9 protein-coding genes are annotated in these 18774 nt (G+C 39.9%); 6 read left to right on the forward strand and 3 right to left on the reverse strand.

Annotated elements, in window-relative coordinates:
* Nucleotides 1-464: 464 nt before the first annotated feature.
* The 6 genes from P9B04_RS12895 (at nucleotide 465) to P9B04_RS12920 (ending at nucleotide 15361) form a co-directional block, all read left to right on the forward strand.
* Complete coding sequence (locus tag P9B04_RS12895) at nucleotides 465-4358, forward strand: beta-ketoacyl synthase N-terminal-like domain-containing protein (RefSeq protein WP_342055397.1); 3894 nt, start codon at nucleotides 465-467, stop codon at nucleotides 4356-4358.
* 50 nt (nucleotides 4359-4408) lie between these two features.
* Nucleotides 4409-5125: a hypothetical protein gene (locus P9B04_RS12900; protein ID WP_342055398.1), complete on the forward strand. Its 717-nt coding sequence runs from the start codon at nucleotides 4409-4411 to the stop codon at nucleotides 5123-5125.
* Between the two features lie 126 nt (nucleotides 5126-5251).
* Entirely contained in the window at nucleotides 5252-6997 is a 1746-nt protein-coding gene (locus tag P9B04_RS12905; protein WP_342055399.1) for an SDR family NAD(P)-dependent oxidoreductase, read from the forward strand.
* Nucleotides 6998-7158: 161 nt separating this feature from the next.
* On the forward strand, nucleotides 7159-11994 hold the full coding sequence (locus P9B04_RS12910; RefSeq protein WP_342055400.1) for a PfaB family protein: 4836 nt from the start codon (nucleotides 7159-7161) through the stop codon (nucleotides 11992-11994).
* Between the two features lie 105 nt (nucleotides 11995-12099).
* Complete coding sequence (locus P9B04_RS12915) at nucleotides 12100-13629, forward strand: PfaD family polyunsaturated fatty acid/polyketide biosynthesis protein (protein ID WP_342055414.1); 1530 nt, start codon at nucleotides 12100-12102, stop codon at nucleotides 13627-13629.
* 289 nt (nucleotides 13630-13918) lie between these two features.
* Nucleotides 13919-15361 carry an RNA-guided endonuclease InsQ/TnpB family protein gene (locus tag P9B04_RS12920; protein ID WP_342055401.1) on the forward strand — a complete coding sequence of 481 codons (1443 nt, stop codon included), beginning with the start codon at nucleotides 13919-13921 and terminating at the stop codon, nucleotides 15359-15361.
* Here P9B04_RS12920 and clpX read toward each other — a convergent pair.
* From clpX to aroB, 3 genes are all read right to left on the reverse strand, one after another.
* Nucleotides 15279-16610 (reverse strand): ATP-dependent protease ATP-binding subunit ClpX, encoded by a 1332-nt coding sequence (gene clpX / locus P9B04_RS12925; RefSeq protein WP_342055402.1) that lies wholly within the window; start codon nucleotides 16608-16610, stop codon nucleotides 15279-15281. The two genes, P9B04_RS12920 and clpX, sit on opposite strands and share 83 nt — an antisense overlap.
* An 11-nt stretch (nucleotides 16611-16621) precedes the next feature.
* On the reverse strand, nucleotides 16622-17311 hold the full coding sequence (gene clpP / locus P9B04_RS12930; RefSeq protein WP_342055403.1) for an ATP-dependent Clp endopeptidase proteolytic subunit ClpP: 690 nt from the start codon (nucleotides 17309-17311) through the stop codon (nucleotides 16622-16624).
* 232 nt (nucleotides 17312-17543) lie between these two features.
* The gene (aroB, locus tag P9B04_RS12935; RefSeq protein WP_342055404.1) at nucleotides 17544-18644 is read right to left on the reverse strand and encodes a 3-dehydroquinate synthase; all 1101 of its coding nucleotides are present in this window, start codon (nucleotides 18642-18644) and stop codon (nucleotides 17544-17546) included.
* Nucleotides 18645-18774: the final 130 nt, after the last annotated feature.

The following is an 18774-nucleotide window of genomic DNA, read 5'->3' on the forward strand; positions in this document are numbered from 1 at the left end:
CTTTGTCCCCTAACTTTCGGCGAGTCCCCCCAGACTTTTTGAGAAGCTTCAAAATCATCCATGATTTTCTATTGATAATCCATTGCTCAAAAAACTTATAAAGACTAAACTTTTCATTGGAATTGTTTTTTATATACAACGCATTTTAAAAGTAAGAGTTATCCAAAAAGAACAACTATTTGACAACAATCAAAAAAACAAAAATTATCTATTTAATCTAGTAAATAATCCATTTTAGATATTTTTTTTTAGGGTAAACTGAGTTCATTGGACATTACGGGATTTTATTTATCTGTCAATAAAATAACCAACACCCGGTGAAATATTGACAGTTTATTTCTCTATGCCCTTTGATTTTATCTTAAATTGATGTTCAAAAATTAACTAAAACTAAAAATTCTCCTAACTCTTAATATCTACTAAACAGTTGTTATGTATTCCTTATTTTCTGACAATAATTTGATATGACGACTCAATCATTAACTCCAAAAACGTCGGCTTTGCAAAAAACACCCATTGCCATTATTGGAATGTCAGCATTATTTGCTAAAGCCAAAAACCTACAAGAATACTGGGAAAATATTCTCGGCAAAGTCAACGGAATTACAGAAGTACCAGAAACTGCTTGGAAAATCGAAGACTACTACGATCCTGACCCTAAAACTCCTGATAAAACCTATGCTAAATGGGGTGGATTTTTACCCAAAATAGATTTTGATCCCATAGAATTTGGTTTACCTCCCGATACATTAGAAGCCCTTGATTCGGCTAATTTGCTTTCATTAGTGATGGCAAAACAAGCTTTAGAAGATGCAGGATATGGCAAAGATAAAAACTTCAACCGAGAAACCACTGGAGTAATTTTAGGCGGTAGTGGACTTTGGAAAAGTATTACCCCTTTGACCAGTCGTTTACAATATCCTCTCTGGGAAAAAATACTCAAAAGTAGTGGATTATCCCAAGAACAAATAGACACCATCATCGAAAAAATGAAGGCGGCCTATGTACCTTGGCAAGAAAACTCCTTTCCTGGAATGTTACCCAATGTAGTCGCAGGAAGGATTACCAACCGTTTCGATTTAGGGGGAACCAACTGTGTGGTTGACGCAGCCTGTGCCAGTTCTCTGAGTGCTTTAAAAATGGCAGTGAGCGAACTGATCGAAGGTAGATGCGACATGATGTTAACAGGGGGGTTTGATACAGACAACTCCATCCTCAACTATATGTGCTTTAGTAAAACCCCTGCTTTTTCCAAAAAAGACCATCTTAACCCCTTTGATGCCACCTCCGACGGCATGATGGTGGGAGAAGGACTAGGAATGTTGGTGATCAAGCGTCTTGCAGACGCAGAACGAGATGGCGATCGCATCTATGCAGTTGTAAAAGGAATTGGAACCGCCAGTGATGGCCGCTATAAAAGTATTTACGCACCTCGTCCAGAAGGGCAAGCTCGAGCCTTACGACGGGCTTATGGGGAAGCAGGATTTTCTCCCACTACTTTAGGGTTAGTAGAAGCCCACGGAACGGGAACCCCTGCTGGAGATTTTTGTGAATTTACAGCCTTGAATCAGGTTTTAACCGAAAATAAAGCAGAAAAACAAAAAATTGCTTTAGGGAGTGTCAAATCTCAAATTGGTCATACAAAAGCAGCTGCCGGTGCTGCCAGTTTAATTAAAGCCACCTTAGCTCTACACCATAAAGTCCTACCAGCAACCATTAACATCACCGAACCCAATCCTAAATTTGAAATAGAAGAGTCAGCTTTTTACCTCAACACAGAAACTCGTCCTTGGTTACGGAGAGGAGATACCCCAAGACGAGCGGGAGTTAGTTCCTTTGGTTTTGGGGGAACCGACTATCATGTAGTTCTCGAAGAATACAACCCTAATAGTAGTCAAACAGGCGATCGCATCCATCAGCGACCCCAGTCTATTATCTTATGGGCTGATAATCCTCAACAATTGAAGGAAATTTGTCAAAATCATCTAGAGCAACTCGAGTCAAAAGAAGCCGAGCGACACTACAACGATTTACAAAACAAAAGTAAATTAGAGAAAATTCCTCAGCAAGCAGCCCGAGTAGGCTTTGTCGCCAGTTCCTTAGAAGAAGGGAAAAAACTACTCAAAGCAGCCCTCAAACAAATTGTAGCCCAACCAGAAAGCGAATCCTGGGAACATCCCCTGGGTATTTATTACCGCAAAATGGGATTATCCCTCAAAGGAAGGGTAGTGGCTCTATTTCCGGGACAAGGCTCCCAATACCTAAATATGGGTCGAGAAATCGCTCTCAATTTACCAGAGATGCAAGGAGCTTATAAAGCCCTCGATGACCTGATGGTTAAAGATAGCCGTCCTCCCTTATCGGAAGTAGTATTCCCCATTTCAGCTTTTAGCGAAGCAAAAAAACAACAACAAAACCATTCCCTACAACAAACAGAAAACGCTCAACCTGCCATCGGAGCCTTTAGCGTAGGACTATACAAAACCTTACAACAGGCAGGTTTCCAAGCTGACTTTGTTGCCGGTCATAGCTTCGGAGAATTAACTGCCTTATGGGCTGGCGGAGTGATAAGTGAAGAGGATTATTATTCTCTAATCAAAGCTAGGGGCGAGGCTATGGCAACCCCTTCAGATAAGGATGATTGCGATGGAGGAGCCATGTTAGCCGTGAGGGGCAATGTGGCTAATCTAGAACAATTGATCAAGGGGATAGGTAAAGTCCAGGTAGCTAACTACAACACCCCTGAACAAGTAGTTCTTTCTGGATCTAAACCAGAAATTGCTACCCTCGAAAAGGTTTTGAGCAAACAAGGCTATAAAGTCACCCCATTATCGGTGTCTGCGGCTTTTCACACACCTTTTGTTCTCCATGCAAGTCAGCCTTTTGCCGATGCACTGAACAAAGTGACCTTTAACCCCCCCAAAATTCCTGTCTATGCCAACATGACTGGAAACCCTTACCCTAAAGATGCTTCGGCCATGCGAACCCTACTAGAAGCTCATATGCTCAACGCGGTTCAATTTGTCCAAGAAATCGAAAATCTCTACACTCAGGGGGGATATTGTTTTGTGGAAATTGGACCACGGCAAATTTTAACCAATCTAGTTAAGCAAACTCTTGGCGATCGCCCTCATATTGCGGTTGCGCTCAACCCTTCTCGACAAAAAGATAGCGATGTCCAACTGAGTCAAGGGGTTATGCAGCTTCGGGTTATGGGTTTGGACTTGAAGGATCTGGAGCATTCTTCGATTAAACCTAATGCTCCTGCACGCAAACGCAAGGGAATGGCTATTCAGTTGAATGCTACCAACTACGTTAGTCCAAAAACACAGGCTACTATGGCATCTGCTTTTGAGTCTGTCTCACCAGAGCCATCTCCTAGGGAGGTGTTGGAACCAGTTTCCGTCGAACAACCCCAAACGGTTCAGTCTTTAGTGGTTACCTCCACTGATGAAGCACCGAACTTACAAGGTGATGAAGATAACCTTATCACCCCTGAAGTTAGTCCATTTACTAATTCTCAATCTAATTATCAAATCGTCATTTCTGAGGATCAAATTGTCGCCATGAATAACTCTGCTCTTGCTCTCATTAGCCAACTTTTCCAACAATTCCATCAGTATCAACAGGGTACTTTCAAAGTTCAGGAAGAGTACCTCAAGGGTCAAACTGAGAACTTCCAAGCGTTCTTAAATTTACTTCAACAACAAGTTGAACCAGGAACCCCTCTGGAGGAAATGCCTCAAGCTCCTCAAGTTCCCGTAGTAGAAACCCCTCAACCTGCTCCTGTGGCTCCTCAAGTTCCCGTGGTAGAGACCCCTCAACCTGCTCCTGTGGCTCCTCAAGTTCCCGTGGTAGAGACCCCTCAACCTGCTCCTGTGGCTCCTCAAGTTCCCGTAGTAGAAACCCCTCAACCTGCTCCTGTGGCTCCTCAAGTTCCCGTAGTAGAAACCCCTCAACCTGCTCCTGTGGCTCCCGAACCCCAAGCAGAACCTACTCATATCTCTTCCATTGCCAACTATTTAGAACCTAGTAATCTTGACCCGGTACCAACCCAAACCGTTGCTGAAGAATCTTCTTCCGAAACAGTTGAAGATAATGGTTTGAGCGAAGCGTTGTTAGAAGTGGTTAGCGACAAAACTGGTTATCCTACAGAAATGTTGGAATTAGACATGGATTTAGAGGCTGATTTAGGCATTGACTCCATTAAGCGGGTAGAAATTATGGGAACTCTCCTCGAATCTTTCCCTCAATTACCCAAAGTTAGCCCCGAAGCGTTAGGGGAGCAGCGGACTTTAGCGCAGATTGTTCAATATTTGCAAGAGCAAATGACAACCGCAGAAAAAAAAATAGCTTAGGGGAACCAGAGCCAAAAGTTCGATATCATGGCAATATTGGGCGTTATCAAATGAAGTTAGTTCCTCTACCTGCTACAGATTTTTGGGATTTTTCCGCCAATTCTTGTAAAACCTGTCTCCTGACCGATGATGGTTCTGCTACCACCACTCACATCGCTCAATGTTTAATTGATCAAGGATGGCAGGTAGGGGTTCTCAGCTTCCCTGACTTTTTAGTTCCTTCTCGTCCCTCTCTTCCGTCAACGGTTCAACATTTTACTTTAACTCATCTCAGTGAAGAACATTTACAAGAGACATTGAGTAAAATTATGGAAACCTACGGACTGATCGGTACTTTCATTCATTTACACCCTCTCCACCATACCCTTCCTCATCAGGGACATACAAGAATTAATCCTAATAAGGCGATTCTTAAACAGGTGTTTTTACTAGCTAAACATTTGAAATCTTCCTTAAGCCGAGCAGCTAATCAAGGACGCAGTTGTTTTCTAACCTTGGCTCGTTTAGATGGAGAGTTTGGCCTCGGTGGTAACTACGAATACAGTGCCATCGGTGGGGGATTATTTGGATTAACTAAAACCTTAAATTTGGAGTGGCCTTCTGTGTTCTGTCGTTCTATTGATATTAGTCCTGATTTGGATGAAAGAACAGCAACCCAAATTCTCTTAGGAGAGTTGCACGATCCTAATAGTCTTATACAAGAAGTGGGTTATACATCTAAAGGTCGGTTTACTCTAGATTGTGAGTTAGCTCCTTTAACTATTTAATTACTAGGGAGTTTAGGAAAAGTCTCTTAACTAAACTCCCTAAAACATTTCTTATTTCGAGATATTATTGGCGTTCTAAGACTCTTTTTTTCATCAATGAACACTATTAATTAACTCATTTTCATCATGGTTACTAATAATATAATCAATTCCCACTCTGTTGTTCTTGTTAGTGGAGGTGGTAGAGGAATTACTGCCCAATGTATCATTTATTTAGCTCAACAGTATGGCTGTAAGTTTATTTTACTGGGTCGTTCTGAAATTTTGGAAACCGAACCAGAATGGAGTCAAGGTTGTACAATTGAAGCTGATTTAAAGAAGCGTATTATGCAACATTTAATCGCTCAAAAAGATAAGCCAACTCCTATTAAAGTACAAAAAATTTATAAACAGTTATGTCAAAGTAGAGAGGTTCATCACACTCTATCTGAAATTGAAAAAGCAGAGTATTGCAGTGTGGATATTACTGACAGCTTAGCTTTGAAAACTTCTTTAAAACCAATTATAGAGAGATTAGGAAAAGTAACAGGAATCATTCATGGTGCAGGAACTTTAGCGGATAAATTCATCGAAAATAAAACAGAACAGGATTTTTATCGGGTTTATGACGTTAAGGTCGAAGGTTTCAATAGTTTGTTAACTAACATCGATATTCCTGAGTTAAAGTTTATTGTTTTATTTTCTTCTTTTGTTTCTTTTTATGGCAATGCTGGTCAATCTGACTATTCTTTGGCTAATGAAATTCTTAACAAATATGCTTATTTACTTCGCCAACAACATCCCCATTGTAAGGTAGTTTCTATTGGTTGGGGTCCCTGGGATGGGGGAATGGTTACTCCTCAACTCAAGGAGTTATTTGAACAGCAAAATATTAAGGTAATCCCTCAACAAGTTGGTGCGCAAATGTTGGCAGAAGAATTGGCACAAACTCAATCAAATGCTGCTCAAATTATTATCATGAGTAAGCCGATTTCTCCTGCGGCAAAAATTGTCACTACTGAGAAAAATAGTTATCGTTTATATCGTCGTTTAACCCTAACTAGCAATCCTTTTGTTTACGATCATGTTATCGGTGGTAATGCAGTTTTACCCGCTATGTGCGCTTTAGCGTGGATCGCAAATAGTTGTGAACAGTTACATCCTGGTTATCGTTTTTCTACCTGTGATAACTATAAAGTTCTCAAGGGAATTATTTTTGATAAAGAATTAGCTAATCTCTATTGTTTGGATTTAACTGAAGTAGAAAAATCTGAAGAAGAAATTACCTTTGAATGTTTAATATGGAGTGAAACTCCGAAAGGAATCCCTCTATATCACTATCGTACAGTTATTAAGCTTGCTAAAGATTTAAAAACGACTCAAACAGTGAGCTTTGAAGGGATGAATATTCCTCAAACTTCTCTTGATTTACGTCCTTATGAGGATGGGACTCTCTTTCATAAGCCAAGATTTCAAGGAATAAAAGAAATTTTAGAATTGGATGATCAACAAGCTTTATTTACTTGTAACTTGTCCAATATTTCTATTATAGATCAGGGTCAATTTTTTACTCAATCTTTCAATCCTTACACAGCAGATATGCTCTTTCAATGTTTGTTGATTTGGGTCAGAAAAGTTTATAATTCAGGGAGTTTACCCCTCAATCTTCTCAGTCTAAAACAGTTTAATTCTCTTCCTTTTAATCAAGACTTTTTCATTAAAATGTCTATCGATGAACACAGTACAACTAAAGTAGTTGCTAGTGCGATCGCTTATAATCCTCAAGGACAAGTATATCTCGAAGCTAATCGAATGCAAGTTACTCCGAGTAACCGTCTTAATTCTTTGTTCTTGAATAATACGGTCGCGTCTAATGATACAATCTGTTTGTAAGCACCATTCATCGTCATAACAACAATTTCCAACTCAAAATATTCCTTTGGTGTTAGGAATAGCCGAAGTATGAGAATGGATGACGAAATTCTAAATTTTTACTTGGATACGAGTTAGTTACTATTTCTTGAAGATACTCAAGCATTATTTTTGGAGTCTTTATGCTACCTTCTAAACTTGCTGTTGTTGGCTTGGATATTTATTTAGATAAATTATTAAATACTGAGCAATTTTCCGCTTTTATTTATCAAGGTTTAAGAACGGATAGTTCGGAGGAGTCAGTTAAGGACTCCTGGTCTATTTTGTCTAAACTTTGCCATCAATCGTTACAAGATTCGTTCGCTCAACCAGATGAAAAAGTTGCTTTAATTGTCACCAATGGTCAGTCAATTGAAAGTAAAAATAATGATAGTTTCCAGGGTTTAATTGACCAGCTATCTAATTCTTTCGGCTGTTCAATTATGCCATTTTTTCTGGATAATAGTAGCGACACTTTCCTAAAAACTTTAGAAATAGCTGAAATTTTATTAGTTGCCAACGAAGTTGATACAGTTGTTATTAGTTCAGTTAATGGGGCTTTTTCCTCTAGTCAGAACAATGGTGGAGCGATCGTCCTTAAGAATTATGATCAGGCACAAACTAACAATAACCATATTTATACAACTATTGAATCATTTACTAAGATTTCAGATACTATAGAACCCTCGTCTGCTGATATTAAAGAAAGTTGTCAAGTAGCCTTAAATCACGCTAATCTTAAACCGAAGGATATTGGCTATTTAGAAATTTCTCACGGTTGTCTTCAAGAAGATAAACATTACGAAGTTCAAGGCTTAGCTCAAGTTTACACCTTAGAAAAACACGGACTGAGTTGTGCTGTGGGAAGTATCCAAGGAACCACAAATAATTTGGGTATTACAGAAGGTTTAATTAGTTTAATTAAAACTAGTTTATGCTTGTATCATCGCTATCTTCCGCCGACCCCTCAACAAGAAATTGAATTTCCATTACTTTGGGAAAACAGTTCACTTTATCTCCCTAAAGTTTCTTCTCCTTGGTTCTTAGAAAATGGACAAAAGAAACGCCATGCTGCTATTAATATAGTCGGTAAAAATGGAACTTATGGACACATCACCTTATCCGAAGCAACTTCTTTAAAACCGAATCATCACTCTCATTTACCCCATGCTTCTTTTTATCTTTTTCCTCTCGCTGGAGAGGATCTTAGTGCGTTGCAGAAACAACTAGATAGCTTGAATGAAACCATAGAATATGGTTTATCTTTGCCCCAGGTTGCCAAAGAAAATTTTAATCAATTTCAACATTCTCGTTTTCCTTATGTTGTCACTATTGTTGGGGACAAAAAAGAAACATTACAAAAAGAAATAAAACAGGCTAAAAAAGGGATTGAAAAAGCCTTCACTCAAGGAAAACAATGGAAAAGTCCCAAAGGAAGTTACTTTACTCCTAAACCATTAGGTCAAAAAGGAAAAATTGCTTTTGTTTATCCAGGGGCTTTTAATTCTTATTTAGGTATGGGAAGAAATCTTTTTCAACTCTTTCCTAAACTATGGGATCGCATGAATACATTTATTAGCGATCCAGGAAGGTTTTTTCAAGCTAAATACCTCTATCCTAGAAGTCAGTCTCAGCTATCAAAACAAGACTTAGAAACCCTCGAAACTAACTTCCTGGCCAACCCCTTATCTCTCCTAGAAACAGGAACCGGTTTTGCAGTCTTGTTTACAGAGATCATGCAAGAATATTTCCGTGTTAAACCGGAGATATCTTTTGGTTATAGCATGGGAGAAAGTACCATGATGTATGCGTTAGGAGTTTGGCCTAATGCAGATCAAGGAAGCGGTTTTGTTCACTCTTCTCCCCTATTTCGTAGCCGTTTAATGGGGGAAAAACAAGTCATCTCCGACTATTGGCAACAAACAGGAGAAACCTCTTGGAGTAGTCGTGTTTTGATGACTACCCCGGAACGGGTAAAAGAGTGTTTACAAGGGGAAAAAAGGGTTTATTTGACTCATATCAACACCCCCCAAGAAGTGGTCATTGCAGGAGATACTCAAGGGTGTTTACGGGTGATCGATCGCCTAGGATGCGATAGCTTTAGATCGCCGTCGGATATGGTGTTGCATTGCGAAGCGATGCAGTCAGAGTATGCCGAGTTTATGCAACTTAACACCGTACCGTTAGGAACCATGCCAGAAACGGTGTTTTACTCTTCTGCTAATTATGAACCTATTCCTCTAGAACAGCAAGCCATCGCCCATCATTTGAGTCAAGGGGTGTGTCAACAATTAGATTTTCCTCGTTTAGTTAATCGTACTTATGACGACGGGGCAAGAATTTTCTTAGAGTTGGGATCGGGGGGAAGTTGTTCCCGTTGGATCTCAGAAACCCTTCAAGAAAGGGATCACCTTGCTTTATGCATCAACCGTCGCGGGGCTAATGATTTAGCAAGCATTATTAAAATGTTAGCTCAATTGGTCAGTCACGGAGTAGATGTTGACTTATCTCCTTTATATCTTGGAGACTCATTAGAAAATCAAGCAAAAGCTTCTAATATTGATTCCTTACAAACCGAAAAAGAAGCCGAGATAACTGTTACCTCTTCCCAGAAAATTAGCCAACCTTGTTTATACAACGAAACAGAAGTTTTAGAATTCGTTGAAGGTAAAGTATCTAAGGTTTTTGGCAAAGATTATCAAGCCATTGATCAATGTTCTCGACGGGTGAGAATGCCATCTCCTCCTTTTCTTTTTGTTAGTCGGGTTACACAATTAGAAGGAACACTAGGAAAATATGGATCAGGGTTAGTTGAAACAGAATACGATATTCCCAAAGATGCTTGGTACGCTATCGATGGTCAGTTAACTGTCGGTATTTGTAAAGAAGCTGGCCACGGTTTACTGATGTTACTAAGCTATTTAGGAACAGATTTTGAAAGCTTAGGTAAGCGTTCTTTCCGCTTATTAGATTTATCGGCAACTTTCCTCTTTGAACAACCAGAAAATCTAGAAAGTTTGAAGTGTCGGGTCAAAATTACTTCTTCTGTCAAAACCGAAAATAGTTTATTAGTCTTCTTCCAAGGAGAAGGTTTAATAGATGATAAAGTTTGGTTAAAACTGGAGAATGGCTGCGCTGGTATTTTCTCAGACGAAGAACTAGCAGAAGGACAAGGCATTGTTGAGTCTGAAAAAGAAGGCAATAAAACACAAAAACAACAATTTATTCCCCTGTTAAATTGTCAAAAAAATAGCTTTGATAAAGCTGATATTTTAGCCTTGAGTAGAGGGGATATTACTAGTTGTTTTGGAGAAAACTATGGTCAAAATGGACTCAATCCTTCCCTGAGATTACCTCCCGAAAAACTTGTCATGTTAGACGAAGTAATGATCATCGATCCCCAAGGAGGAATACATGGTTTAGGTTCGGCGATCGCTTCAAAACAAATCACTCCGGACGATTGGTATTATAAGTGTCATTTCCGTAACGATCCCACCCTGCCTGGAAATTTAATGATCGAGGGAAGCATTCAATTGGTGCATTTATATAGCCTATTTTTAGGGTTACAAACTAAAACCAAAGATGCCCGTTTTCAAATTATCCCAGGCAAAACTCAAGCGGCACGTTTCCGTGGTCAAGTGGTTCCCCAATTCGGAACTTTAATGTATCAGATGGAGGTACTAGAAATTGGCTTATCTCCTCAACCCTATATTATCGCTAATGTAGCTGTTATTTTCGGCGGAAAAACTATTGCTACTATTAAAAATATTGGTGTTCAACTCCTGGAAAAGTCTGTCAACCTCAAAAAGAACCCAGTTAGTCAAAATCAAAAGTCTGTTTTATTTAACGAGAAACAACTCAAAGAATTTGCTAAAGGTTCCGTCGCTGCTTGTTTAGGTTCAGAATTCGATATCTATGAAAATCGTCAATCGGTTCGCTTACCTAATGGAGAATTTCAATTAGTTACTCGGGTATTAGATATCGAAGGAAATCGTCACGAACTCAATAAACCTTCTTTGATCGTAACAGAATTCGATGTAGCAGAAAAAGCTTGGTTCTTTGAACACAATTCTTACCCAACTTTACCCTACTGTACTTATATCGAAATCGCTGGTCAACCTTGTATTTTTCAAGGGGTTTATATGGGGGCAACTTTATTATCCCCTGACGATGATCTTCACTTTCGTAACTTGGATGGACAGGGAATCGTTCTTAAAGAAATTGATCTCAGAAATAAGACCATTACCGATCACGTTAAACTTATTTCCACTACAGCAATAAAAGGGGCAATTATTCAGAAATTCGAGTTTGAATTATCCTGCGAGGGAGAACCTTTCTATCGAGGTAGTATGGTCTTTGGTGATTTTAGCACTCAAGTATTAGCCAACCAGGTAGGATTAGATGGAGGAAAATGCCTCAAACCTTGGTATCAAAATAACCAATTATCGGGTCTAAACTTAAAGCAAATCTTCCTAAAAGAATCCAAATCGAAAGCGAAATACTATCAAATTAATCCCCAAAAACCACATTATCGTCTCTCTGAAAATCATCTAGATTTTCTCGATGAAGTATACATCATAGAAAAGGGAGGAAACTATCAACAAGGTTATCTATACGCAACAAAAACAATTACCCCCCAAGACTGGTATTTTTCCTATCATTTCTATCAAGATCCTGTTATGCCAGGGGCTTTAGGAGTAGAAGCAATTCTCCAAGGAATGCAAACTTATGCTCTAGAATTAGACCTAGGAAAATGCTTCAAAAATCCTCGATTTGGACAAGCTATTAATCATGAAATAACCTGGAAATATCGAGGACAAATCACCCCAGAAAATCGCTTTATGTCCTTAGAAGTTCATATTTCTCAAATCAAGCAAGAAAGCGATCGCATCACAATTATCGGCGATGCTAGTCTCTGGAAAGAAGACTTAAGAATCTACGAAATTAAAGACATTGCTATTTCCTTATTAGAAGCTTAAAACTGCCTCTGTTATTCCTTACAACATCGGTAAAAATTGAAAATGAATCAGCAAACAACCACAAACATTTCTAACCTTCCCCTTCTCCAAAACCCGTCATAAGCGATCGCTTACGATCCCGAAGGAATCAAAGCAAAATTGTTGAATCTAAGTCAACCTTGTTATGTTTTTCTTGACAACAACAAAATAGGTTTATCCCATCAACGGGTGGATAATCTTCCTCCACAAATGATGGTGAACCCCTTATTACCCGAACAATTGGGCGATCGCCGTTTTTGTGAGTTTCACGGGGTCAACTATGCCTACGCAGCCGGGGCTATGGCTGGGGGTATTGCCTCGGAAGAATTGGTTATTTCTTTAGGAAAAGCAGGGTTTTTAGCCAGTTTTGGCTCAGCAGGTTTGGTTCCCCAACGTGTGGAACAAGCCATTAACACCATTCAAACGGCCTTACCCACAGGCCCATACGCCTTCAATTTAATCCACAGCCCCTCCGAGGAAGCCCTAGAACAAAGGGCAGTAAACCTTTACCTCAAACATGGGGTAAGAACCGTAGAAGCCTCCGCATACATGGATTTAACCCCCCACATCGTTCGCTATCGGGCTGCTGGTTTAGAATTAGACTCTCAAGGCAACATACAAACCCATAACAAGGTTATGGCCAAGATTTCCCGTTCTGAAGTTGCCCGTAAGTTCCTACAACCTGCTCCCATTAAAATACTCAACGCTTTGGTAGAAAATGGAGAAATTACCCCACTACAAGCGACTTTAGCCCAAAAAGTTCCTTTAGCGGATGACATTACCGTTGAAGCTGATTCTGGTGGTCATACGGATAATCGTTCCCTCGTTTGTCTCCTTCCTTCCATTATCGCTTTACGGGATCAGATTCAGCGAAAGTACCACTATGAGCGTCCTGTGAGGGTAGGGGCTGCTGGTGGTATTGGTACTCCCGAGGCAGCTCTAGCAGCCTTTATTATGGGGGCGAGTTATATTGTCACGGGTTCTGTAAATCACAGTTGTATCGAAGCAGGAACCTCCAGTCACACCAAGCAGTTATTGGCTCAAGCTGATATGGCTGATGTGGTCATGGCTCCTTGTGCAGATATGTTTGAAATGGGGGTTAAGGTGCAATTATTAAAACGGGGTAGTTTATTCCCCATGAGAGCGCAAAAATTATACGATCTCTACAAAAACTACGAGGGAATAGAGATGATTCCTGCTAATATTCGCCAACCCCTAGAAAAGCAGATTTTTCGTAAAAATTTAGACACTGTTTGGGAAGAAACTGTTGCTTATTTTCAACAGCGAGATCCTGAACAAATCCAACGGGCAAGTAATAATCCTAAACGGAAAATGGCTTTGATTTTTCGTTGGTATTTAGGCTTGTCTTCCCGTTGGTCTACTATTGGGGATGAACAACGAAAAATGGATTATCAAATTTGGTGTGGACCGGCAATGGGATCTTTTAACGAGTGGGTTCGTGGTTCCTATTTAGAATTACCTGAAAATCGCCGAGTGGTTGATGTTGCTACTCACATTATGAAAGGAGCAACGTATTTATATCGACTACAAAATCTCAAGTTACAAGGGTTAAATCTTCCTTCTCAATACACGTATTATCATCCCACTAGACACTAAGAGTGAAAGACTTTTGAGGCGAGGCTTAAATTCTCGTCTCAAAAACAACTTCTCTGGAATAACATCGAAACGGACTAATGAGCTTTTGACCTCCTTAATGGAGGCCAGTGGAATTCTCAAGGTATAGGTTTTAACAGGGATGTCAAAAGAAGTCCCCATCTATAAATTCTAAAAGAATACCCAAATTTTAGATGGGGATGAATTTTGACCAATATATTAACGTGCAAAGCACAACCTTGCTTAGATGATTTGTGTTACCATTTTAGCAATTTTATGCTAAACTAAGGCTATGACTCTAACACTAAACTACACATACAGAATTTACCCTGACAATAAACAAGAGGCAATGTTATCTGAATGGCTAGAAATTTGTCGCCGTTCATATAACTATGCTTTGCGTGAGTTGAAGGATTGGATTTCTAGTCGTAAGTGCCTAGTAGATAGATGTAGTTTGGAGTCAGAATATATTATGGCGGCAAGTTATCCTTTCCCAAGTTATCATCAACAACAAAATCAATTACCAAAGGCTAAAAAAGTATATCCTGAGTTATCTATAGTTCCAAGCCAAGTTTTGCAAACAAATGTCAGAAGATTACATGATGCTTGGGACTTTTTTCGTAATAGAGGGTTTGGCTTTCCTCAGTTCAAGAAATATGGGCAGATGAAGTCTTTATTGTTTCCTCAGTTTAGAGACAACCCCTTGACGGGGTGTCAGATAAAGTTACCTAAATTGGGTAAGGTTGAGATAAATCTTCATCGTCCAATTCCTAATGGCTTTGTCATTAAACAGGTAAGAGTTATCAAAAAAGCCAAGGGGTGGTTTGCTATAATCAGCATTCAATCTGACATAACTTTACCTGAGATTGAGACACCTTTTGGGCATCCGTTAGGATTAGATGTAGGGTTAAATAGTTATCTTGCTACATCAGATTCTTATGTAGAAAAAGGGCGTAAATTCTTCAAGAGTGAATACCGCAAGTTGAAATTACTGCAACATCGCTTAAGTAGAAAGCAGAAACGTTCTAATAACTACGAAAAAGCCAGAAGGAAAGTAGAAAGGCAACATAATCATATTGCTTTCAAGCGTAAAGATTACCAATTCAAGTTAGCTCATAAAGTCTGTGATATGGGAGACAGTATCTTTATGGAAGATATTGACTTTCGCACAATGGCTAAGGGCTTTCTTGGAAAGCATACCCTTGATGCAGGTTTTGGACAATTTAGGGATATTTTGAAATATGTTTGCAAAGTAAGAGGGAAGTATTTTGGTGTGGTTGACCATCGGGGAACCAGCCAAACTTGTCCTAATTGTCGTGCAGAAGTTAGAAAAACCCTAGCTGACAGGTTCCATCATTGTCATGAATGCGGTTACGGAGTTGATAACTTTGTTGACCGTGACATGGCAGCAGCCCAGGAAATTTGTAATCGGGGAATAGAAACTACAACCCTGGGACTCAGGGAAAAGGAAACCGTCTGTCAAACGGGGCGTACAAGCTCTGGAGGACACCTCCAGAGACAGCCCCTTGTCGAGATGTCGGGGGTGATGAACCTAGATAACTGGCGTAGGGGTTTACCTCTGTGGGCAGAAATATCTCCGATGCGAGGTGGGAAGCCCCAACTATACTGCTTGCAGTCAGTTGGGAAGGATGTCACGCTGACTCAGGAGTTACCAGAGAAGACGGATGTACTAGCAACTCAGAGGTTGAACGTTTTTCTACCATATCCTTGGTGATCATACATTTCTGTACGTCTTTACGAGATGGTAGCTCGTACATTACATCTAACATCAATTCTTCCACAATCCCCCGCAAAGCTCTAGCTCCGGTTTTCCTCCGATATGCTTCTTGTGCGATCGCTTTAACCGCCTCCAATGAGAACTCTAGTTCTACATTATCCATGTTCAATAGCTTCTGGTATTGCTTGACTAAAGCATTGCGAGGCTCAGTCAATATGGCAATAAGAGTTTCTTCCGTTAAGGGGTTTAAAGCAGCCATGACGGGAATTCTTCCTACAAATTCAGGAATCATGCCAAATTTGACTAAATCATCCGGTTCTACTCGCTGCATTAGGTCTGCTGCCCGTTTTTCTTTAGATTGCCCCTCCCCTGGACGAACAAAACCCATAGATTTTTTACCGATGCGTTGTTCGATTACTCGGTCTAAACCCACAAAAGCTCCACCGCAAATAAAGAGAATGTTGCTGGTGTCAATTTGAATACAATCTTGGTAGGGATGTTTACGACCTCCTTGGGGGGGTACATTGGCTACAGTTCCTTCCAACATTTTTAGCAGAGCTTGTTGAACTCCCTCCCCCGATACGTCCCGAGTAATGGAAGGGTTCTCGCTTTTACGGGCAATTTTGTCGATTTCGTCGATGTAAATAATCCCCCTCTGTGCCTCTTCCACATCGAGATCTGCTACCTGTAACAACCTCAAAAGTATATTTTCTACGTCTTCCCCTACATAACCAGCTTCTGTTAAAGTGGTGGCATCAGCTACAGCAAAGGGAACTTCTAAAACTTGTGCTAGAGTTTGAGCAAGAAGGGTTTTTCCTGAACCCGTCGGGCCCATAAGCAAAATATTCGATTTTTGTAGTTCGATACTGTCTTGGTCTGGGTCTGCTTTTTTTCCTTGAACTAAACTTAGACGCTTATAGTGGTTATAAACGGCCACAGAAAGAACTTTTTTAGCCTCATCTTGACCGATAACATACTCGTCAAGATAGTTTTTAATTTCTATGGGTTTCGGTAGTTCTTTGAGGGAAGTCCCATTTTTTGAAGAACGACGTTTGGGAGGATGGGTACTTTCAGGATTGTTCGTAATTTCTCCCGATGTTCCCATGAGTTCCTCGTCTAGAATCTCGTTACAGAGTTCCACGCATTCATCGCAGATGTAGACTCCCGGGCCAGCGATTAGCTTTCGTACTTGCTCCTGGGATTTTCCACAAAATGAACATTTTAGGTGGGAGTCGTATTTAGACATAAGCGCTTGGTTTAGTTGAGTGAGGTTACAGGAACAGTGGGATCGGATAAATCTGACCGAGAAATGACTTTATCAATCAAACCATAATCCACTGCTTCTTGGGCTGACATAAAAAAGTCTCGTTCAGTATCGGCTGAAATCGTGTCGAAGGGCTGTCCCGTATGCTCAGCTAGCATATCGTTAAGTCGCTTTTTTATATATAGAATTTCCTTGGCTTGGATTTCTATTTCCACGGCCTGACCCTGCGCCCCACCAAGGGGTTGATGTATCATTATGCGGGAGCTGGGCAATGCCATACGTTTCCCTTTTGTTCCTCCTGAGAGGAGAAAGGCACCCATGCTGGCGGCTAAACCAAAGCAGATAGTAACCACATCGGGGCGGATTTGCTGCATGGTGTCGTAAATCGCTAACCCCGCATACACCGAACCTCCAGGAGAGTTTATGTATAGTTGAATGTCTTTTTCAGGGTCTTCTGCATCCAAAAACAAAAGTTGGGCTACGATGGAGTCCGCTACTTGATCGGTCACCGGTTCTCCCATGAAAACGATCCTCTCCCGTAGTAGCCTGGAGTAAATGTCAAAAGCTCTTTCCCCTACGCCAGACTGCTCTACTACCATTGGCACGACATTTTGAGGTGCGGCGTAAATTTCTGAGGAACGCTTACTGATGATTGTATGGTCTCGGGATTGCGACTGAATCATGGCCTTGAAGATTGGATCAAAAATGTTGTTTATATTCGCGGATTGGTCGTTCGCTGAGAAAGCTTGTCTGATGCTAGTTTTTACAACTTTAGGACAGCAACCTATGAATCAACTTGACTCAATTATAGGTCTTATCTTGAAATTTTGTTACTTCTTTTATCTATCCTAGTCGTCCTAGCGTTCTTTCCCATTTTATCTTTGTTAAATTTTAACATACTTTGTTAATCAATTATCATTTAGTATGGATTTCTTCTAATACCGTAGTAATAATCTCGGAGGGAACATTATCACTAATTTCTACTTGACCAATATCTGTGGGTAATATAAATCTTACTTTTCCTGCTTTTACTTTTTTATCTAACTGCAAACTCTGGATAATTTCTTGAGATTTTAAACTATTGTCAATAGTCAATGGTAGAGCCGCTTGTTCAATAATATTGTTTTGCCTTTGAGTCTTATTTTCTTCCCACATTCCTAGTTTAACGGCTATTTTTCCTGCTGCTACCATTCCGATAGCCACTGCTTCTCCATGATTTATCTGGCTATAACCGGTTAAACTTTCTACAGCATGGCCGATGGTATGACCGTAATTTAGTATAGCCCTAATTCCTGCTTCTTTTTCGTCTTGACTAACTACATCAACTTTTGCTTGACAGGATTTAGTAATAATTTTTTGAGCAATTTCTAAATTTAGATTGTCTAAACTGTCTAAATTTTTTTCTGCTTCTAACTGCTCGAATAAGTCTTGATCCCAAATAATCCCGTATTTGATTACTTCTGCCATTCCTGCTCTCCATTCCCTGGTAGGTAATGTGGTTAATACCATCGGGTCAATAAACACTAAACGGGGTTGATAAAAAGCACCAATTAAATTTTTTCCCCGAGGATGATTGACCCCTGTTTTACCTCCAATAGAAGCATCTACCATAGCTAATAGAGAGGTAGGAACTTGCACAAAATTAATCCCTCTCAACCAAGTTGCTGCGGCGAAACCTGTCATATCTCCTATGACCCCACCTCCTAATGCTAATAAGGTTGATGAGCGTTCTAAACGATGTTCTAAAGCGATATCGTAAACTTGAGAAATGCTGTTTAGGGTTTTATGAGTCTCTCCTGGTGGTATTAAATGGGAAAAAACCTCAAACCCGGCTTTGTTTAAAGAGTTTATAACAGTTTCTCCGTAGTAGTTAAAAATTTCTGGATTGGAAACTATCAGGATTTTTTGACCTAAACGGAGTGAAAGCAGATGGTTTCCCAAATCTTCTAAACAGTTAGGAGAAATGACTATATCATAATTGGTGTGAGGTAAAGCGACGTGGATAACAGAGGACATACAACTTGGTTTTGACTATATCTATTAAAGTAACCCAATACAGGTATAAATTGTTTTATTTTCTGTAGTTGGTACTGAAGAGGGAAAAAATCTGCACCATAATATTACGATTCTTAACTATAATATTCAT

The organism is Crocosphaera sp. Alani8, from assembly GCF_038442745.1.
Lineage (GTDB): Bacteria > Cyanobacteriota > Cyanobacteriia > Cyanobacteriales > Microcystaceae > Crocosphaera.

Bases quoted from the DNA above. Each gene is read 5' to 3' on its own strand.
- P9B04_RS12895 (WP_342055397.1), top strand. From the start codon at position 465: ATGACGACTCAATCATTAACTCCAAAAACGTCGGCTTTGCAAAAAACA.
- P9B04_RS12900 (WP_342055398.1), top strand. From the start codon at position 4,409: ATGAAGTTAGTTCCTCTACCTGCTACAGATTTTTGGGATTTTTCCGCC.
- P9B04_RS12905 (WP_342055399.1), top strand. From the start codon at position 5,252: ATGGTTACTAATAATATAATCAATTCCCACTCTGTTGTTCTTGTTAGT.
- P9B04_RS12910 (WP_342055400.1), top strand. From the start codon at position 7,159: ATGCTACCTTCTAAACTTGCTGTTGTTGGCTTGGATATTTATTTAGAT.
- P9B04_RS12920 (WP_342055401.1), top strand. From the start codon at position 13,919: ATGACTCTAACACTAAACTACACATACAGAATTTACCCTGACAATAAA.
- clpX (WP_342055402.1), bottom strand. From the start codon at position 16,610: ATGTCTAAATACGACTCCCACCTAAAATGTTCATTTTGTGGAAAATCC.
- clpP (WP_342055403.1), bottom strand. From the start codon at position 17,311: ATGATTCAGTCGCAATCCCGAGACCATACAATCATCAGTAAGCGTTCC.
- aroB (WP_342055404.1), bottom strand. From the start codon at position 18,644: ATGTCCTCTGTTATCCACGTCGCTTTACCTCACACCAATTATGATATA.